9 protein-coding genes and 1 riboswitch are annotated in these 16,142 nt (G+C 46.9%); of the genes, 4 read left to right on the forward strand and 5 right to left on the reverse strand.

Going from position 1 to position 16,142, the window contains the following annotated elements:
• Positions 1–45: 45 nt before the first annotated feature.
• From H735_RS00415 to recC, 4 genes are all read right to left on the reverse strand, one after another.
• Positions 46–426 carry a hypothetical protein gene (locus tag H735_RS00415; RefSeq protein ID WP_020193953.1) on the reverse strand — a complete coding sequence of 127 codons (381 nt, stop codon included), beginning with the start codon at positions 424–426 and terminating at the stop codon, positions 46–48.
• A 160-nt stretch (positions 427–586) separates the two neighbouring features.
• On the reverse strand, positions 587–2,746 hold the full coding sequence (gene recD, locus H735_RS00420) for an exodeoxyribonuclease V subunit alpha (protein ID WP_020193952.1): 2,160 nt from the start codon (positions 2,744–2,746) through the stop codon (positions 587–589).
• A complete protein-coding gene (recB, locus tag H735_RS00425; protein WP_020193951.1) occupies positions 2,746–6,384 on the reverse strand; it encodes an exodeoxyribonuclease V subunit beta in 3,639 nt (1,212 codons plus the stop codon). The genes recD and recB overlap by 1 nt, the downstream gene beginning before the upstream one ends.
• A gap of 290 nt (positions 6,385–6,674) precedes the next feature.
• Complete coding sequence (gene recC, locus H735_RS00430; RefSeq protein ID WP_027726529.1) at positions 6,675–10,148, reverse strand: exodeoxyribonuclease V subunit gamma; 3,474 nt, start codon at positions 10,146–10,148, stop codon at positions 6,675–6,677.
• 366 nt (positions 10,149–10,514) lie between these two features.
• On the opposite strand from recC, the gene H735_RS00435 reads away from it, so the two are divergent.
• Positions 10,515–12,338 carry a DUF3413 domain-containing protein gene (locus tag H735_RS00435; RefSeq protein ID WP_020193948.1) on the forward strand — a complete coding sequence of 608 codons (1,824 nt, stop codon included), beginning with the start codon at positions 10,515–10,517 and terminating at the stop codon, positions 12,336–12,338.
• Positions 12,339–12,595: 257 nt separating this feature from the next.
• On the opposite strand, the gene H735_RS00440 is transcribed toward H735_RS00435, so the two are convergent.
• Positions 12,596–13,570 (reverse strand): TDT family transporter, encoded by a 975-nt coding sequence (locus tag H735_RS00440; protein ID WP_020193947.1) that lies wholly within the window; start codon positions 13,568–13,570, stop codon positions 12,596–12,598.
• Between the two features lie 112 nt (positions 13,571–13,682).
• Between H735_RS00440 and H735_RS00445 the strand changes: the two genes are divergently transcribed.
• The 3 genes from H735_RS00445 (at position 13,683) to H735_RS00455 (ending at position 16,121) form a co-directional block, all read left to right on the forward strand.
• Entirely contained in the window at positions 13,683–14,600 is a 918-nt protein-coding gene (locus tag H735_RS00445) for a LysR family transcriptional regulator (protein ID WP_020193946.1), read from the forward strand.
• A gap of 165 nt (positions 14,601–14,765) precedes the next feature.
• On the forward strand, positions 14,766–15,065 hold the full coding sequence (locus H735_RS00450; RefSeq protein WP_005386503.1) for a YebG family protein: 300 nt from the start codon (positions 14,766–14,768) through the stop codon (positions 15,063–15,065).
• 156 nt (positions 15,066–15,221) lie between these two features.
• Positions 15,222–15,296, forward strand: a riboswitch (Fluoride riboswitch).
• Positions 15,297–15,428: 132 nt separating this feature from the next.
• Positions 15,429–16,121 carry an iron-sulfur cluster assembly scaffold protein gene (locus H735_RS00455; protein ID WP_020193945.1) on the forward strand — a complete coding sequence of 231 codons (693 nt, stop codon included), beginning with the start codon at positions 15,429–15,431 and terminating at the stop codon, positions 16,119–16,121.
• Positions 16,122–16,142 lie beyond the last annotated feature (21 nt).

Below are 16,142 nucleotides of genomic sequence, written 5' to 3' on the forward strand. Positions count from 1 at the left end.
CTGATCGGCATTAGAGCATCACGCTCGGTCTTTTTGTACGTATGCTCAGTGAAAGGCCATAATTAATAACGTCGAGAATATAACGAATAGAATGATTAGTAGTATCAACCAATAAACCACGCTAACCCTAATGAGCCATTGAGGGCTTGTGTTGCGTACATCGCTCAGCCCCCGCTTTTTCCCAAGTCGAGGAAATGCGATGGTCGCAAGGAGGCTGGTGCCATAGATAAGAGAGCCAAAATGAAAACCGGAGCTGATGGCTAGCTCAACTTCAGAAAAATGTCGCTCGTTGAAAGCGTACTGTTTTACATTTTTGGGTGTAAAGAAGACGAGAAAAGCTCCTAGCACTACAAACCAAATAAACAACGCAGCACCTGATACAAAAAAAGCGATAAATGCGATATGTAGAAGCCAGAAAAAATCCACGGTCACACCTCATTCGACATCAAAGCTCAAACAATATCGTCGAAAAAGCATGGGGTTCAATGCAGGTCGAATTACTCAGACATAAAAATGGCGGGATTACGACCCGCCACATAAAAACATATTCAGTTCATGAAAACTTCTCACTTTTGAATGAGTAAACTCAATTTCTAAGTCGCTCAACCAACCCACTCGCTCGGGTGGTTTTTACTTTAATTCCGCGCTTGAGAACATTCATCTCAGCGAACATCGCAAGGCGTTTCTTTGCACGGGTAATACCTGTGTAGATCAGCTCGCGAGTGAGGATTGGGCTGAAATCTGGCGGCAAAATCATTAGCGTGTATTCAAACTCACTGCCCTGTGATTTATGAATGGTCATCGCATATGCGGTTTCATGCTCAGGGACTCGGCTTGGCAGCACCGACTTCACGCTGCCGTCTGGCAGTTCAAAGAACACTTTAAGGCGCGGCTCACCTTCGCTGTCGTCTCGCATACAAATGCCGATATCACCGTTATACAATCCCAAGCCATGATCATTACGCGTGACCATTACAGGTCTGCCGTGATACCAAAGCTCGTCTTGGGTTTGAATAAACTTACGTGCAGCTAGTGCTTTTTCAATGCGTTGGTTTAAACCGGTCACACCAAAATCACCTTCACGAATGGCACACAATAGTCGGCATTGATTAAAGGTATCCAACACGGCTTTAGCTTTGTGGGTCAGTGTTTCTGGTTCCCCTGTCTTCTGGTCAATCTCTTGCTGTCCGATGCGTTTTAAATAACGACCATATTCGGCAACCAAAGTCTGCATCATCTGATTGTAGTTTTGGCTACTCAGAGCAAAGTGCTCGATATCAACAAAATCACGATTCCAAACGTCATCCACTTTTGCGGCTGAGCCAGCATTAACCGCTTTTGCTAGCTGACCGATACCGGAGCGAGCATCGAATCGGTAACTCTTTTGCAGCATACATAGGCTATCGGCAATCGAAGCATTACTGTTGGTGCTGTAAGCCAAGGTGTCAAAGCCTGTTAACTTCGCGACCGCAGACGCCTGCTCTTTTCCGAAGCCAAATGCGTGGAACGAACAGATATCACCGAGCACCGCGCCAGCTTCTACCGATGCCAACTGGTCTTTATCTCCGAGGAGAATCAAACGTGCATGTTTTGGTAGCGCATCGACGACTTTGTACATCATCGGCAGATCGACCATGGAGGCTTCATCCACCACTAAAATATCAAGGTGCAGCGGATTTTGTTTGTTATGACGAAACTCTGCACTGTTTGGGATCGCGCCCAGTAGTCGATGCAAAGTGCTCGACTCAGTCGGAATTTTCGCTTTAAGCTCAGGCTCTACTGGCAACTCTTGAATCGCTTTACCAATAGATTCCGTCAAACGTGCTGCCGCTTTACCCGTCGGCGCCACCAGCTTGATAGTAAGGTTTTTCTCTTGTCCTGCTTGCTCAATCAATGCGGCAAGCAGTTTGGTTACCGTAGTGGTTTTACCCGTACCCGGACCACCTGAAATCACCGCAAAACGACGCGTCAGTGCCACCGCTGCCGCGACCTTCTGCCAGTTAACACAAGCTGACAACGGTACAAGCTTGTCCAGCCCTTGCAGATCATGCACTTGTTTCGCTTGGCAGACTGCCGCATCAATGGCTGCCCAATCGAGACTGTCTACAGTGACCACATCCAAATGATCACAGACTAATTGCTGGCGTAACACTTGGTTGCTAGTTCCTGCCTCTGTCGCTTTGGCTAATGCATTGAACAAAAAGTGATACTGACGAGCAAATAAATGATGCAGCAACTCAGACAAACGTGTGAACTCTTGAGGCTGAAGGTTTACAGCCGCACTGAGTTGATTGAGCTTGTCTGCCAACGTCACTTCATAGTGCCAATAGCGATGTAAGTAGAGCCGTTCGCCATCAAACATCATTGGCAAGGCTTCACCTTGAGCACCGACCAAGGCTGACGCTTGCAGAAGCTCCACCCAATTGACGCCCTGCAGTTGAGTATTAAGCGCTAACGCAGACTCTCCAAACAGACCGAGCTTACTGGCAAGGTCTGCTGGTTGTCCTTGGCTATCAAACAGAGGCAAACAGATATGTCCTTTGCCTAATTCACTGCTGACCACGCCAGCAATAAATGCCAGTTCTTGACTGTTCACTTGTTGCTCGACTTGCGAATAGATAAAGCGCGCGAACTGGAAATCCAATTGGCGAATCGCCCCTTTGTTTGCTAGCGATTCTAACGTTGCCAATAGATCTGGCGTTGTCATTGCGCTGCTTTGTTCAGAAAGAAGATCATTGGTTTTCATCAAATTAACTCCATCTGACCCGATTCACTGGATCGTGTGTCAGGTGCTTGACCATCAATCAAATGATCCATTTCTTGTAAAAATTCGAAAGTTGGCTTGGCAGAGAAAATACCGTGATCACTTTGCCCATCCATCCCGCGCAAGAACAGGTAATAAACGCCGCCAAAGTGCTGTTCATAATCATAATTTGGCAATCTGCTGCGTAAGAAACGATGCAGCGCCAAAGCATAGATTTGGTATTGCAGATCGTAGCGATGATCCGCCATCGCCGACTTCAATGCATCGCCATGGTAATGGAGTACATCATCACCTAAGTGGTTCGATTTCCAGTCGAGGACGTAGTATTTGCCTTGGTGCTCAAACACCAAGTCAATAAAGCCTTTCAACATGCCTTGTACGGTTTGGAAACCCAGATCGCCCGCTTTGGCTGAGAGCGGATCATGACGTTGAATCACACGGTTCAATGCTGGTGCAGACAGCACTTCAATCGGCAGTAAGAATTCCATCTCAACCAAACGTTGCGCCGGACCTTTCTGATTGAGTAGCAGTGCTTTGCTATCCAAAGGCGTTGCCAACACGGTATCAATCAACTGTTGCAGGATTGGCAGCCACTCTTCATCAAGCTGCTCACTTTCCATCAAGCCGAGGATGATTTGGGTGTTCTCTTCCGTTGTCGCTGGTTGAGTAAACTCAATTTCCTCAAATAAGCTATGCAGAAAAGTACCCGGACGTGCGCCACGCGGGAAGTTGAAGATAGAGCGTTCTGGCTCAACCAATTCCGCCTCATCTTGCTCTTCTGAAGAGTCGATATCAAAGCCGGTGATTTCAATCGTCGCGTCATGTTCAGCATGATGAGAACCTTGCTTAACCAAGCCCGAGTAACTGGTGATGCGCCAGTTTCTATCAATTGGGTTTTGCAGCTCTTTAGCTGTCAACGCTTCTAACTCAGTTTGCTCCGCAACATACATCTCATCGTACTGCTTTGGAGGCTCACAAATCACGACGTTATCGAGATTCTCTTGCTGCTTCTTCAACCCAACAAACAAATCGTTGATGCCGCCTTCTTGACCGTTTTGTACCAAGTAACCAATCGCACTGTGATGCACGCCGGTTGGCTCTTTGGTTGAGCGACCATTGCGCAGTGGTGAAGCACCAATAAAGCAGGCATACACGGCACGCGTTAGCGCTACATAGATGAGGCGCAAGTCTTCAGCAAGGCGCTCTTTATCTGCCTGTTTTAACGACGCATCATTGCCCGTGATATCAAGTACAGTGCGGTCGTTCTCAGCGTCGTAGTATTTGGCTTCACTCGCTTCTCGGTAACCAAACACAAATGGCAGAAAGACCAAGTCATATTCCAGACCTTTGGATTTGTGAATGGTGACGATTTGCACCAAGTTACGCTCTGATTCCAAACGCTGAATTTGGTCATCGCTGCCACCCAGCCCATGTTCTGCATCGCTGATGGATTGCGCCAACCAACGCAGCAAGCCGTGGTCGCTGTCTAATTCGTTACTCGCTTGCTGCAGTAACTCACCAATGTGCATCAGATCGGTAAGCACTCGCTCACCGTTTTCGCTTTGTGAGCTAGCCCCTTCTTCTAGCAGACGCTCAGCAATATGGCGCTTACTGATCACTGCTCGCAGCATAGGTAGCACACCACGTTGCACCCAAAGCTTACGGTATTCTTTGAACTCGTTAACCGCGTTTTCCCACACGGTTTCGTCGTTATTGAGGGCGTCTAAGCTGGCAGCATCCAGAGCGAATAATTCTGATGCTAGGCTGGCGCGCAGTGCTCTGTCGTTTTCTGGCGTTAATACCGCTTGCAGCAAACGCTGTAAGTCTTGTGCGACGGAACTGGTAAACACACTATCGCGGTTGGACAAATACACACTAGCAATGCCTTGGTCTGCTAACGCCTGTTTGACCATGCGACCTTCGCTACCCGTTCGCACCAATACTGCAATGTCGCCCGCTTTAACTGGCTTCTGCTTTTCGCCATTGACCAAACACGCTTGGCCTTGTTGCGCTGCGGTCAAAATGGTTTGAATTTGGCTCGCTGCCGCCTCTGCCATGGCGGTGAGGTATTCACCTTTTGGCAATGGTTTATCTTCCGCTTCTTGCAGCCAATAAGTCAGTGCAGGTTGCTTTTGACCACCCATGGTCCAAACGCGTTTGTCGGCACTTGGGCTGTAATCCACAGAATGGAATGGAATGTCGGAGTCATAAATAAACGGACTATCTGGCAGAGCAAAAATCTGGTTCACTGCCAATACCATATCGGCACTTGATCGCCAGTTGGTGCCAAGCGTGTAGTGAGCACTAACTTGGTTACGCGCCTTGATGTAAGTGAAGATGTCCGCTCCACGGAAACCGTAAATCGCCTGTTTCGGGTCACCGATCATAAACAAACCGCACTCAGGATTATCCAAATAAATGCGACTGAAAATGCTGTATTGCAGTGGGTCGGTATCTTGGAATTCATCGATCATCGCAACCGGATAAAGCGTGCGAATACGCTCTGTCAGTAGTGCGGTTTCATCGGTATCAATCGAGGCAGAAAGCTGAGTCAGCAAGTCATCGAATGACAACCATTGTTTCTGATTTTTTGCTTTTGCCAGCATCACGCGACAATGCTCAATCGCATGAGCCAATAGCGGCGCTTTTAAGCTGATTGGGTTGGCAAGAAAAGCTTCTATCGCCTCAAACACAGGATGCTGTGGTGCAGTGCCTTTCGGGGTTTTCTCAAGCAACACATTCTGGGCGAACTTCTCCAGCTTATCTGGATAGTCATAGCCCGTGGTTTCTGTCGAAGCCCATATGTTGACCGCTTCTAACCAAGTCGGTAGAGACTTTTTGGTGTAGCTGCGTTTGTTGACGTCGGAATCAGAAATCAGCGCGAGGAAGTCCTCTTGGCTATCACGCCATTGGGCTTTCAAAGCATCAATTTGCTTTAAGTTTTGCTCATGCAAATCGGCAAGACTACCCTGCATTGCAGGAACAGAGAGACTTAGCGGCGCGCCTGTGAGGTAGTTGCTGATGTCATACAGCAGATCCGATGGCGAGCCCCATAGTTGGCGCACTTCTCCAGCCAAAGCGAATGGCAGAGGATAGAAGTTACGACGCCAGTAATCAGCAACCACTTGCGCTTTAAGATGGCTTTCGTCTGTCACAAACTCATTATTGAAACGACTACCGGATTCGAATGCGTTTTGCGTCAGCATGCGTTGGCAGAAACCGTGAATGGTGTACACCGCAGCTTCATCCATTTGGCGCTCTGCTTGCAAAAGGATCTCGGCGGCTTGCTTATGATCCTCAATTTCTTCCAATAAAGGTTGAATCACAGGATCTGAGCTTTGTCCGCGAGCGAATGCGATCCTCGCGTCGTGAATACGCGCACGAATACGATCACGCAGCTCCGCCGTTGCAGCTTCGGTAAAGGTCACCACCAGAATTTGATCCACGGTCAACGGCACGCGGTGCTTCGTATCGGCAGTGCCATGCCCTAGTAGGAGTCGCAGATACAAACCCGCGATGGTAAAGGTTTTACCCGTGCCCGCCGATGCTTCAATTAGCCTTGCACCATGCAGTGGAAAAGTCATGGTTTGCAGTGGAGTTGGAACTGACATTTGCGCCATAACGCTGAATCTCTCCGGATTATCGACTGATCGAACTGTGATCTATCGTTAAAAATTCTATTAATATGTCTAATAGGTTGGAATATTTAGACCTTTGTGGGATCTCACTCACGGTTATCATTACGGAGTACCGTTAGTATGCGCCTCACGAGATAAGCCAAGCCTTTCAGGCGGCTACACTCAAACGAATCATGGTCCCTCTGACCTTGTGGCCGTACAGCGAACGCCCTACAAAAAATAATGATTTTCTGGCGGCCACCCTACTCTCTTCTTTATCTAAATAATCCAACTTACTTTTCATCATCGGCATCCATCGCCGTCAATCTTGCGCCTTGAAGAACCAATGCAGTCAGTGTGCGAACTTCTGCTGCAAGCTCATCATTCCAAGCAGACCAAATACGCGAAATATACGCATTGTTTCCTTCGCCTGGGCTCATGTAACCATCATTGAATGCGTCCGCCATTTTCTTCAGCGATTTCTCTTCGTCATCAGCCCAGTGGCCACGACTAAAGCCCGCCTCGACACACGCCAGTGCTGTTTTCGGGAAATATGGTAATGGCTTGGTCATGCCTTCAAAAAACAGACGTACTAATTCAGCAAGCAGTTGTTTCGCTTGCGCAGCGTCTGCCATTGCTGGGTAAACTAAATGCACCGCGCCTTCCTTGCGGTCATAACCGATAACGTGGGTCTTTCTAGCCTGACCCGAGGCAGACATAGCAAGAAGATCGATCCATGCAGCAAGGTAATCCTGCGCACGAATTTTACCGCTGCGGTAGCGAATCAATCCAGACTGATAGCATTGAGTCAGCCAACCGGTTAGACGGATGTTTTTTCCTTCACCAAGCACATCGAAGGTAAGGTCGATTTCTAAATCGTCTTGCGGTGCGCCGGATAAAAACGCCAACTTATCCACCAGCTCTTCCGCTTGCACGCGGTTGGTTTCAAACTCGATATCACCAAATGCGCCAACCGGTAATTTGCCCTGTGCGCGTTGCTCACTCATAAAGTGCTTGAGTACATCTGCTTTTGCGGCCGGTTGGGTAATGGCGGTTTCGAGCAAGGTTTCCAGTAGCTCATCACGCATTTGATAGCTTTCCAAACCGCCTAACACGAATGGTTCATCGTCTTCCATCACTGGCAATGGCGGCTCGAACATCACTTTCAAACGGCGGTTAAAGAAATACTGCACTGGCAAACGCCAGAAGCGTTGTAATTCCACCAAGTCCAACTCGATTGGGAAGGTTGCGCCAAGTAAGTAATCATCCAATGCGCGGTTAAACTCGCCACGCGCATGACCTTGCGATTGATTGCTTTGGGTCAACGCCGCTGGAATCCACTCTTTGGCATAGCTTGAGTGAGAACCTTGGAATGCACTTGGGCTAAATGGCACCATGGCATGCACGTTCACTAACTCGTTGAGTAGTTTATCTCCGGAATCATCGACTGGCTGGTCTTGATCGCCATCTAGGCAGTAGTTCTGATGGCAATATTCCATCAATTCAGACACCAGAACAGACGGTACTCGTTCGGTGTTATCTTGAATAGAACGCCCAACGTAACTGATGTACAAACTTTGCTGCGCAGACAACATGGCTTCTAAGAATAGGTAACGGTCATCGTCTCGGCGTGAACGGTCGCCCGGTTTAGTACGACCCGTCATTAAGTCAAAACCTTCTGGTGGCATTGAGCGCGGGTAGACCCCATCGTTCATACCCAGCAGACACACGGTTCTAAATGGGATCGAGCGCATCGGCATCAAAGTACAGAAGTTCACTTGCCCGGCAAGGAAGCGCTGGCTGACCCGTGTTCCTGACAGCTTGTTTTGCAGATACTGGCTAACAATAGAAGGCGACAAGGCATCATCAAATGCCGCATCGGTTAGCTGTTCTTTCAGTTGGCTTAAGGTATCTCGAATCGACTTGAGCGCCATTTCCCCTTCTAGCTCAACGGAGAAGAAGTCATCCAACATCGCCACCAAGGCTTCACGCCATGCATCAATCGACTGAACATGGGAAAGTTTGCGGCGATATTGGCTAATTTGTTGGATAAAGTGGGCTAACTTACCAGCAAGTTCTGCGCCCATACCTTGCACTTCATTGTATGGCGAGAGGCTACCCTCTTGCGCTTCAAACAAACCGGCAGATTCTGGCATCGCGTAACCTAATAACATACGCTGGATACCAAATTGCCATGTATTTTGGCGTGTTTCTGGCAGTTCAAATTCGCTGCCCGTATGGCTATCTAGCCCCCAGCGAATGCCGGATTCTTCCACCCATTGTTTGGCTTGAAGGAAATCATCTTCGCTCAAGTCGAATCGCTTCAAAATCGCCGGCGTTTCTAACAGCTCAAGTAATTCAGAAGCCAAGCAACGTGTATTCGGTAAATTAACAAGTTGCATGAAAGCCGCCAAAATGGGGCTTTCTTGATCGGCCGTTCGGTCTGAAATCGAGTAAGGGATAAATCGCTCACCCGGCGCATTGCCGAACACCGCCTGAATCGCAGGGCTGTAGGCATTGATGTCTGCCACCATGACAATAATATCGCGCGGTTTCAGTGTCGGATCAGCATCGAACATTGCCAAAAGCTGATCGTGTAGCACTTCCACTTCTCGCATTGGGCTGTGGCAAGAGTGCAAGCTCAGAGATTTATCACCTAAACTCACCACTTGTTTGTGCTGACTGCTGTCGATTTGCTCGTCGTCTTGGTGCTCTTCTAAATTAAGAATATCTGCTTGAAGTTGATGAAGCAGACTGTCGCGCTCGACATCTACAAAAGCTTCAATCTCATGGGATTCGAGCTGCGACAACAGATACATGTTATCGCGTCCAAGTTTACCCATCGACGCCAACAAGCTGTTACCCACCACATCGGTATGCAGCTCATCCACCACGTTTTCTTCTAGTGAACCTTTTAACTGCTCACTCTCACCTTGTACTTCAGAATGGTCTTCTTGCCAGACCACGTGCTGACGATGTTTTGCTGCTAGGCGAGCTAGGAATTTACGGTCGCGTACCTCACCCCAGTAATAGCGACAAGGGTTGGTAAACATCAAGTGCACATCAATGTGTTCACCAATGGCTTTGAGCGCATCCATGTAACGTGGCGGCAGTGAAGAGATACCAAACACAAACAGACGCTTCGGCAGATGGTCAAAGTTACCGTTGAAGTTTTCGAGCGTATCAATGAAGTGTTCGTACAAATTGGCACGATGATAAGGCGATTGCCCAAGGGTAACCGTGTGGTCGTACAATGCTTGCCACAAAACTGGCTGCCATGGGTGTTCGTCTTCAAGTTCAGGTACCGTTTGTCCGGCTTCCCAGCTTGCAATCCATTCTGGGCGATACACCAAATAACCATCGAAGATATCAGCAATTTTCTCTGCCAATTGATACAGCTTGGAATTGTCAGTGTCGTCCTGAAGATAACGAGCCAAAGGTTCGAATGATGCTTCGTTTAGTAAACCCGGAAGCAAGTGCATCAACTTCCACGTCATGGCTTCTTTGTTGAAGGCACTGCGCTTAGGCACATCAGCCAATACTTGGGTGAACATGTCCCAAATGAAAGTCGCTGGCAGCGGAAATTCTAGGTTTGCCGCAACACCAAACTCTTTCGCCAATTCCATTTTTAACCACTGAGACATGCCCGGGCTTTGAACCAGAATTTGCTCTTTTTCGAATGGGTTTTCTAATGGATTGATGCGAATCAGTTCAACAAGAAGTGATTTGAGAACATCGACCTGATTGGAGTGATAGACAGTAAACAAAGTAGGAGCACCGAATGCCAATGGAAACTGCTAGCAAGCTTAGCACAGCCACATTTATTCCTAGAGCGATCTCGATAGCTTAAATAACAAAAGGTTAGAGAACACTCAAACTCTGCGCAAATAACCAGCAACTGACATTTGTAAGTCACGTCTTACACGCAAATACAAAGCGTGACATCAGTCACAACTATTTCATGATAAAAAACACTGTTTTATAATTCACGCAAATTTTTATAACAATACCCATCAAATTGAATATTGAGTGAAAGGCGAAGAATCACGGGAGTCAAGTCATCTTGATTTCACGCTGAGCCGCACTTTGTTCTTGATTTGATAGGGATGAAAAAGCACTGGAATACCAAAACTATGTTGCGCAAATTTTCTTCAAATAGCGCTTGGCTGATTGCATTTTTTGCTTGCTTTGCGCTTTATCTGTCGATCGCTTGTTACCCATTTTTGCTGTCAAATAACCAAGCAGAACCGCTCACCTTTCTGCAAAAATATTATTTACTCGCTACACAATTTGGCTGGTTGGGTTTAATTGCTCTTCCGCTGATGCTGGGTTGTTTATTGCTGTCCTTTTTGCCGACACGCATGTTCAAAGTCGTTGTGATCACCATTGCCATCACACTCTTGATCATGTTGAAAGTCGATATCCTCGTTTTCCAGCAATACAAACTGCACATCAATGGTCTACTGATCCGCATGTTCTTTGAAGGCGGTCGTGACGTATTTGAAATCTCTTGGATGAGTTGGCTGATCTTTATTAGCGACATTGCACTGCTCGCCATTGGCTTGGCATGCACCGTTTGGTTAGCCAATAAACTGGCTCAAAGCCGAGCAAAGTTCGTGATTGTTGCGGTTTGGTTTGGCTTGTTGCTGAGCACTCAGGTTATCCACGCCTATAAGAACGCACTCTATGACGACGAAGTCAGCCAGTTCTCGAATAACTGGCCTCTTTACTACCCATTAACGGCGCGTAAGTTTATCTATCGTCATCACTTGGTGGATGAAAATATGGCTTCACAAAACCGAGTGGAGCTGAAAAACATTGAAAGCAGTTCACTGAACTACCCACTCGCCCCTGTAAATGTAGAACCTAAAGCTAAACAGCCGAATGTGTTGTTCATTCTGGTTGATGCTTGGCGCTACAGTGATGCAACACCAGAGATCATGCCAAATGTCAGCAAGTTCAGCGAAAAAACGGTCAATTTCTCTCAACACATGAGCGGTGGTAATTCTACTCAAGCGGGCATTTTTAGTCTGTTCTACAGCTTGCCAGCAACTTACTGGGACAGCTTTTATGCGAGTCAGAAATCCCCCGTCTTCATGGATACCCTGCAAAACCAAGGCTATCGAATGGGTATTTTTGGTTCAGCACCATTAACCAGCCCGCCTTTGTCGCGCACCGTCTTTAAGAAGGTGAAAGATCTCACCCTTAAACAAACTGGCGAAACACAAATCAAACGTGACCAGCAGATCACCGATGAGTTTATTCAGTTTCAAAAGCAAGATAGTGACAAGCCGTATTTTAGCTTCTTGTTTTACGATTCGGCTCATGGCACCAGTTTTCCAGAGCCTGAGTTTGCTAAATTCAAGCCTTACTGGGAACGTGTCGATCATATTCTTCTGAATAACGATTTTGACGCCTCGCTTTATCATAACCGCTATAAGAACTCGTTGTATTTCATCGACAGTTTGATCGCAAAAGTGCTGAAGAATGTCGACTTAGAGAACACCATTGTGGTGATTACTTCCGACCACGGTGAGGAATTTAACGACCATAAGATGAATTACTGGGGCCATACGGGTAACTACAGTGATACTCAAGTGCATGTGCCGTTATACGTTTATCTTCCAGATCATCAGCCAGAGCAGATCAACTACCGCACCACACACTATGACATTGTGCCAACTCTAATGAACGAGCTATTCGACGTTAAAGGCGACACCCAATCGTTTAGCGTAGGACGAGACCTGTTTGATAATTGTGTTCCGCGTGATTGGTTCATTGCGGGCAGTTATTACAACTATGCGCTGGTAGGGAAAGAAACCATGTTAGTGGTAAACCCAGGTGGGCACTCTCAACAACTCAATAATCAACTTAAAGTGGATACGGAACATCAAGTGCCAGTGAACGTGATTCAGGATTCTCTCGATGAAATGTCACGCTTCTATAAGAAAGGATAAAAAGAACGCATGCCCATCAGACAGGTAGGCATAGTGAAGAGAGGTAAGTTTCGAATTGCCATCTTCTGCATGAGAACTCTCGCTACAATGGCCGCGGTTACTAAAGTTTGATGTATTAAAATTGTATCTATTTTTCCTGCCACCCTTTTGGGGTGGCATTTTTTTATCTGCAGATTGGCTTTAGAGCCCACCCTACCAATACAAAAAAAAAGCCTCTTGGTGAGAGAGACCAAGAGACTTTGCTTTACGAGTAAGACTTATGCGTGATGTGTTGTCATCAAGCGTGGTTGAATTAGTAAGTTATTGATGTATTGCAAACCTACGTAAGTCACCACAATCGTTGCCACAATCAATTCGATGCCTGCTAGACCGCGAACTTGTTGTACATAGCGCGCTGCAAGACCATTTGCTTCCATCCAGTTTGCTGTTTTGAACAGAGCCGTTGCACCAATCACCATTGGGAAGGTAAACGCTGCGTAACCTGGGCTAAATGGCAGTCTTAGTAATTTAAAGAAGGCTAAGTAGATGATGGCTGTCATCAATACCGCGATACCAAACAACAGAGCAATAATCACTGGTGAAGGTGTTGCCGTTACGGTTAGGTAACCTGCCAACGATAGGCTTGCTGGTGCCGCCATGATTGCCATGGTTGGTTTTGCTGCATCTGGGATTTCATGAGTGAACATGAAACGGTAGATCATCATTGGCAACATCACCGCGTAAGCCACCATACCGAAGATCAATGCACCGTGTGCAATAGGTGCAAGCACTGGGTTACCTGAGAAAGACACGTCTGCAACGATAATACCCACTGGTGGTACGAACCAGCTTGGCACCATGTGGTGTAGTTCGAAGTCTTTCGCGCGGTGGTACAAGAAGCTCACTAGGAACACGATATGTAGAGCTACCGCCACTAACCAAAGCACGTCACCTGCAACAGGGAAAAAGTGCCCTAGAGAATTTGAAACCACCATGGTTCCCATCGCGAAAGTTGGAACGACACTCCCCACCACAGGGTGCGCAAGATCTTGTCTCAACAAATGATTGTGAAAAAGAAATTTAGTCGCCAAGATTGCTAGCAGTACGCTTGCAATACCTGCGCTAATCCACTGTCCATAGCCATGTAATTCGGCGAAGTTTTCCCAACTCCAACCTAAGCTCGCAATACCAAGAGCCAGACCCGCCATTGGGGTTGGTGCTCCCATTACTTTTGCTTTTGTTCTTTGAATCATTACGACCTCAAAATCTAGGCTAACTTTCTATGGGGTGTATATTACTCTTGCACTTCGTTCCAATATATCTAATTATTTAAAACTAACGTTCAGATAAACTTAACGGAATATCATGCCTAGTCATATCTCTCTTAAACAACTGAAAGTTTTTACTACGATCACTCAGCACAAAACGCTAACTGCAGCTTCTGAAAGCCTGTTTCTTTCTAAGGCGGCCGTGAGTATGGCATTGTCTGAGTTAGAGAAACAAATTGGTCATCACCTATTTGACCGGGTGAACAACCGCTTAATTCTTAACCAAGAAGGACAAAAACTTCTGCCCCTCGCGGATGAACTCCTCAACCGAGCTCGGGATATTGAGAGTGTGTTCGATGGCGACCAAACCTTATCAGGGCTGCTTCGCATCGGTGCCAGTGACACCATCGGCAACCAAGTTGCACCTTACCTGTTAAGTGATTTTCGTGATGAAACAAATCACCAGTCGCAGAGTTTATTCATCTCTAACTCTGCCCAGATTTGTGACATGTTGATCGCGTACGAACTCGACATCGCGCTCATTGAGGGCAAGACCATACACCCAGAGCTAGAATCAACGCAATTCAGCGAAGATGAAATGTGTGTGATTTGTCCGCCGGACTACCCTAACTTCGATGAAGGACCTATCAGCCTAAACGAGCTCGAAGGCACGGAATGGATTCTGCGTGAGGCGGGTTCTGGTTCTCGTGAGTTCTTCATGCGCGCCATCGCTCCGCGTCTAGAACACTGGCATGAGGCTTTTCAGCTCAATACAACTGAAGCGCTGATCAATTCGGTATCTGCTGGGCTGGGTTTAGGTTGTTTATCACGCCTATCTGCAGAGCCTGCAATTCGCGATGGTCGTGTGAAAATGCTCAACATGCCACTGGATATGAAGCGTCGCTTCTGGCTTTTGATCCACAAAGAGAAGTATCAAAACCCGCTCCTGCGTACATTCATTGAATTCTGCCAAGATTGGGAGCGACCAGAGAACCCACATCTTAAAGATGGCTAGTTCGAGATGGGTCGTTCACGGGAGATAGTTCAAGGCAGATAGTTCAAATGCTGGTCACTTAGTTGTACACGGCTCTCATTCTGAGGCTTGTCGCTAGACTTAATTGGTCAAAAACTGTATAAAAAGCCAGTATAAAATTTAACAAATTAACTTAGAGGACCAACCATGGCTGTAATCGTCAAGTACGTGGTAGAACGCAATGGAGAAGAGAAAATGACTTTTACCTCTAAAGCGGAAGCTGACGCATACGACAAAATGCTGGATATGGCGGACGAGTTATTCTCACTGCTAGGTAAGAGTGAACTTCTAGAAGACGAAGGTAAGCAAGAAGATCTTGCAATGTACCTTGCGCAAAACAAAGAAGAAGTACTTTACGCTCTAGGTGCAAAACGTAAACCTGCACCAAAAAAAGCAAAGAAGCTTGAAGCTGTTGAAGAAGATAGCGAGCAAGAAGACGCTGCATAAGCCTCTCATTTGTTTAGAAAAAACGTCGCATTATGCGGCGTTTTTTTATGCGTTGTATTTATCGCCATATATCTCTGAGAATATAAAGAACCGATTTAATATCCCAAATTGCTCTAAATTTCATGTTGCAGATTAGTGTGACTTAGATCTACTCTAAATGGGCACGGTGATGGGGTGCCACCGGAATCGAAAGATTCGAACCGCTTTAAAGCTAATGACTCCTACAGAAACGAAAACAGGTCAGCCCTGTTGGAAATGCTTTCGCCGATGTTGTGAAAGCAAGAGTTCTGTAGTGAGCAATTCAACTCTTCTCCAACCCCGCTCCTGTTTTCTCAAAAAATAAAAATACACTGGGAAAACATTATGCAATATTCACACGAAATCCAATCAATGTGCCCGATTCAAAGCGGCGATCTTCATGCATCTGCACCGATCCCTGTTGAAGGCGCAATGATCAATCCAAAAGACGTTATCGCGATTTCTGGTCTTAGCCACGGCGTTGGCGCTTGTGCTCCTCAACAAGGCGCAGCAAAACTGACCCTTAACGTCAAAAACGGCATCATCGAAGAAGCTTTGATCGAAACGATCGGCTGTTCAGGCATGACTCAATCAGCCGCGATGGCCGCAGAAATCCTAACTGGAAAAACCATTCTTGAAGCACTGAATACCGACTTGGTATGTGATGCTATCAACGTCGCGATGCGCGAAATCTTCCTTCAATTTGTTTACGGTCGTACTCAATCTGCTTTCTCTGAAGGCGGCTTGGAAATTGGTGCGGCACTGGAAGACCTTGGTCAAACTCAACGCAGCCAAGTGGGTACTAGCTACTCAACTAAAGCAAAAGGCGTACGTTACATGGAGTTGGCTGAAGGCTATGTAACAAAACTCGCGCTAGACGAAAACAAAGAAGTGATTGGTTACCAATATCTCAACCTAGGCAAGATGATGAAAGCCATCAACGAAGGCGTGTCTGCAGCAGAAGCCGCAGACAAAGCAACGGGGACTTACGGTCGTTTTGACGAAGCCGTAACTACCATCAACCCACGCCAACAATAATTGCCACCAAGAGGAAAGAGA

The sequence above is a fragment of the Vibrio owensii CAIM 1854 = LMG 25443 genome (assembly GCF_000817815.1).
GTDB classification, from domain to species: domain Bacteria; phylum Pseudomonadota; class Gammaproteobacteria; order Enterobacterales; family Vibrionaceae; genus Vibrio; species Vibrio owensii.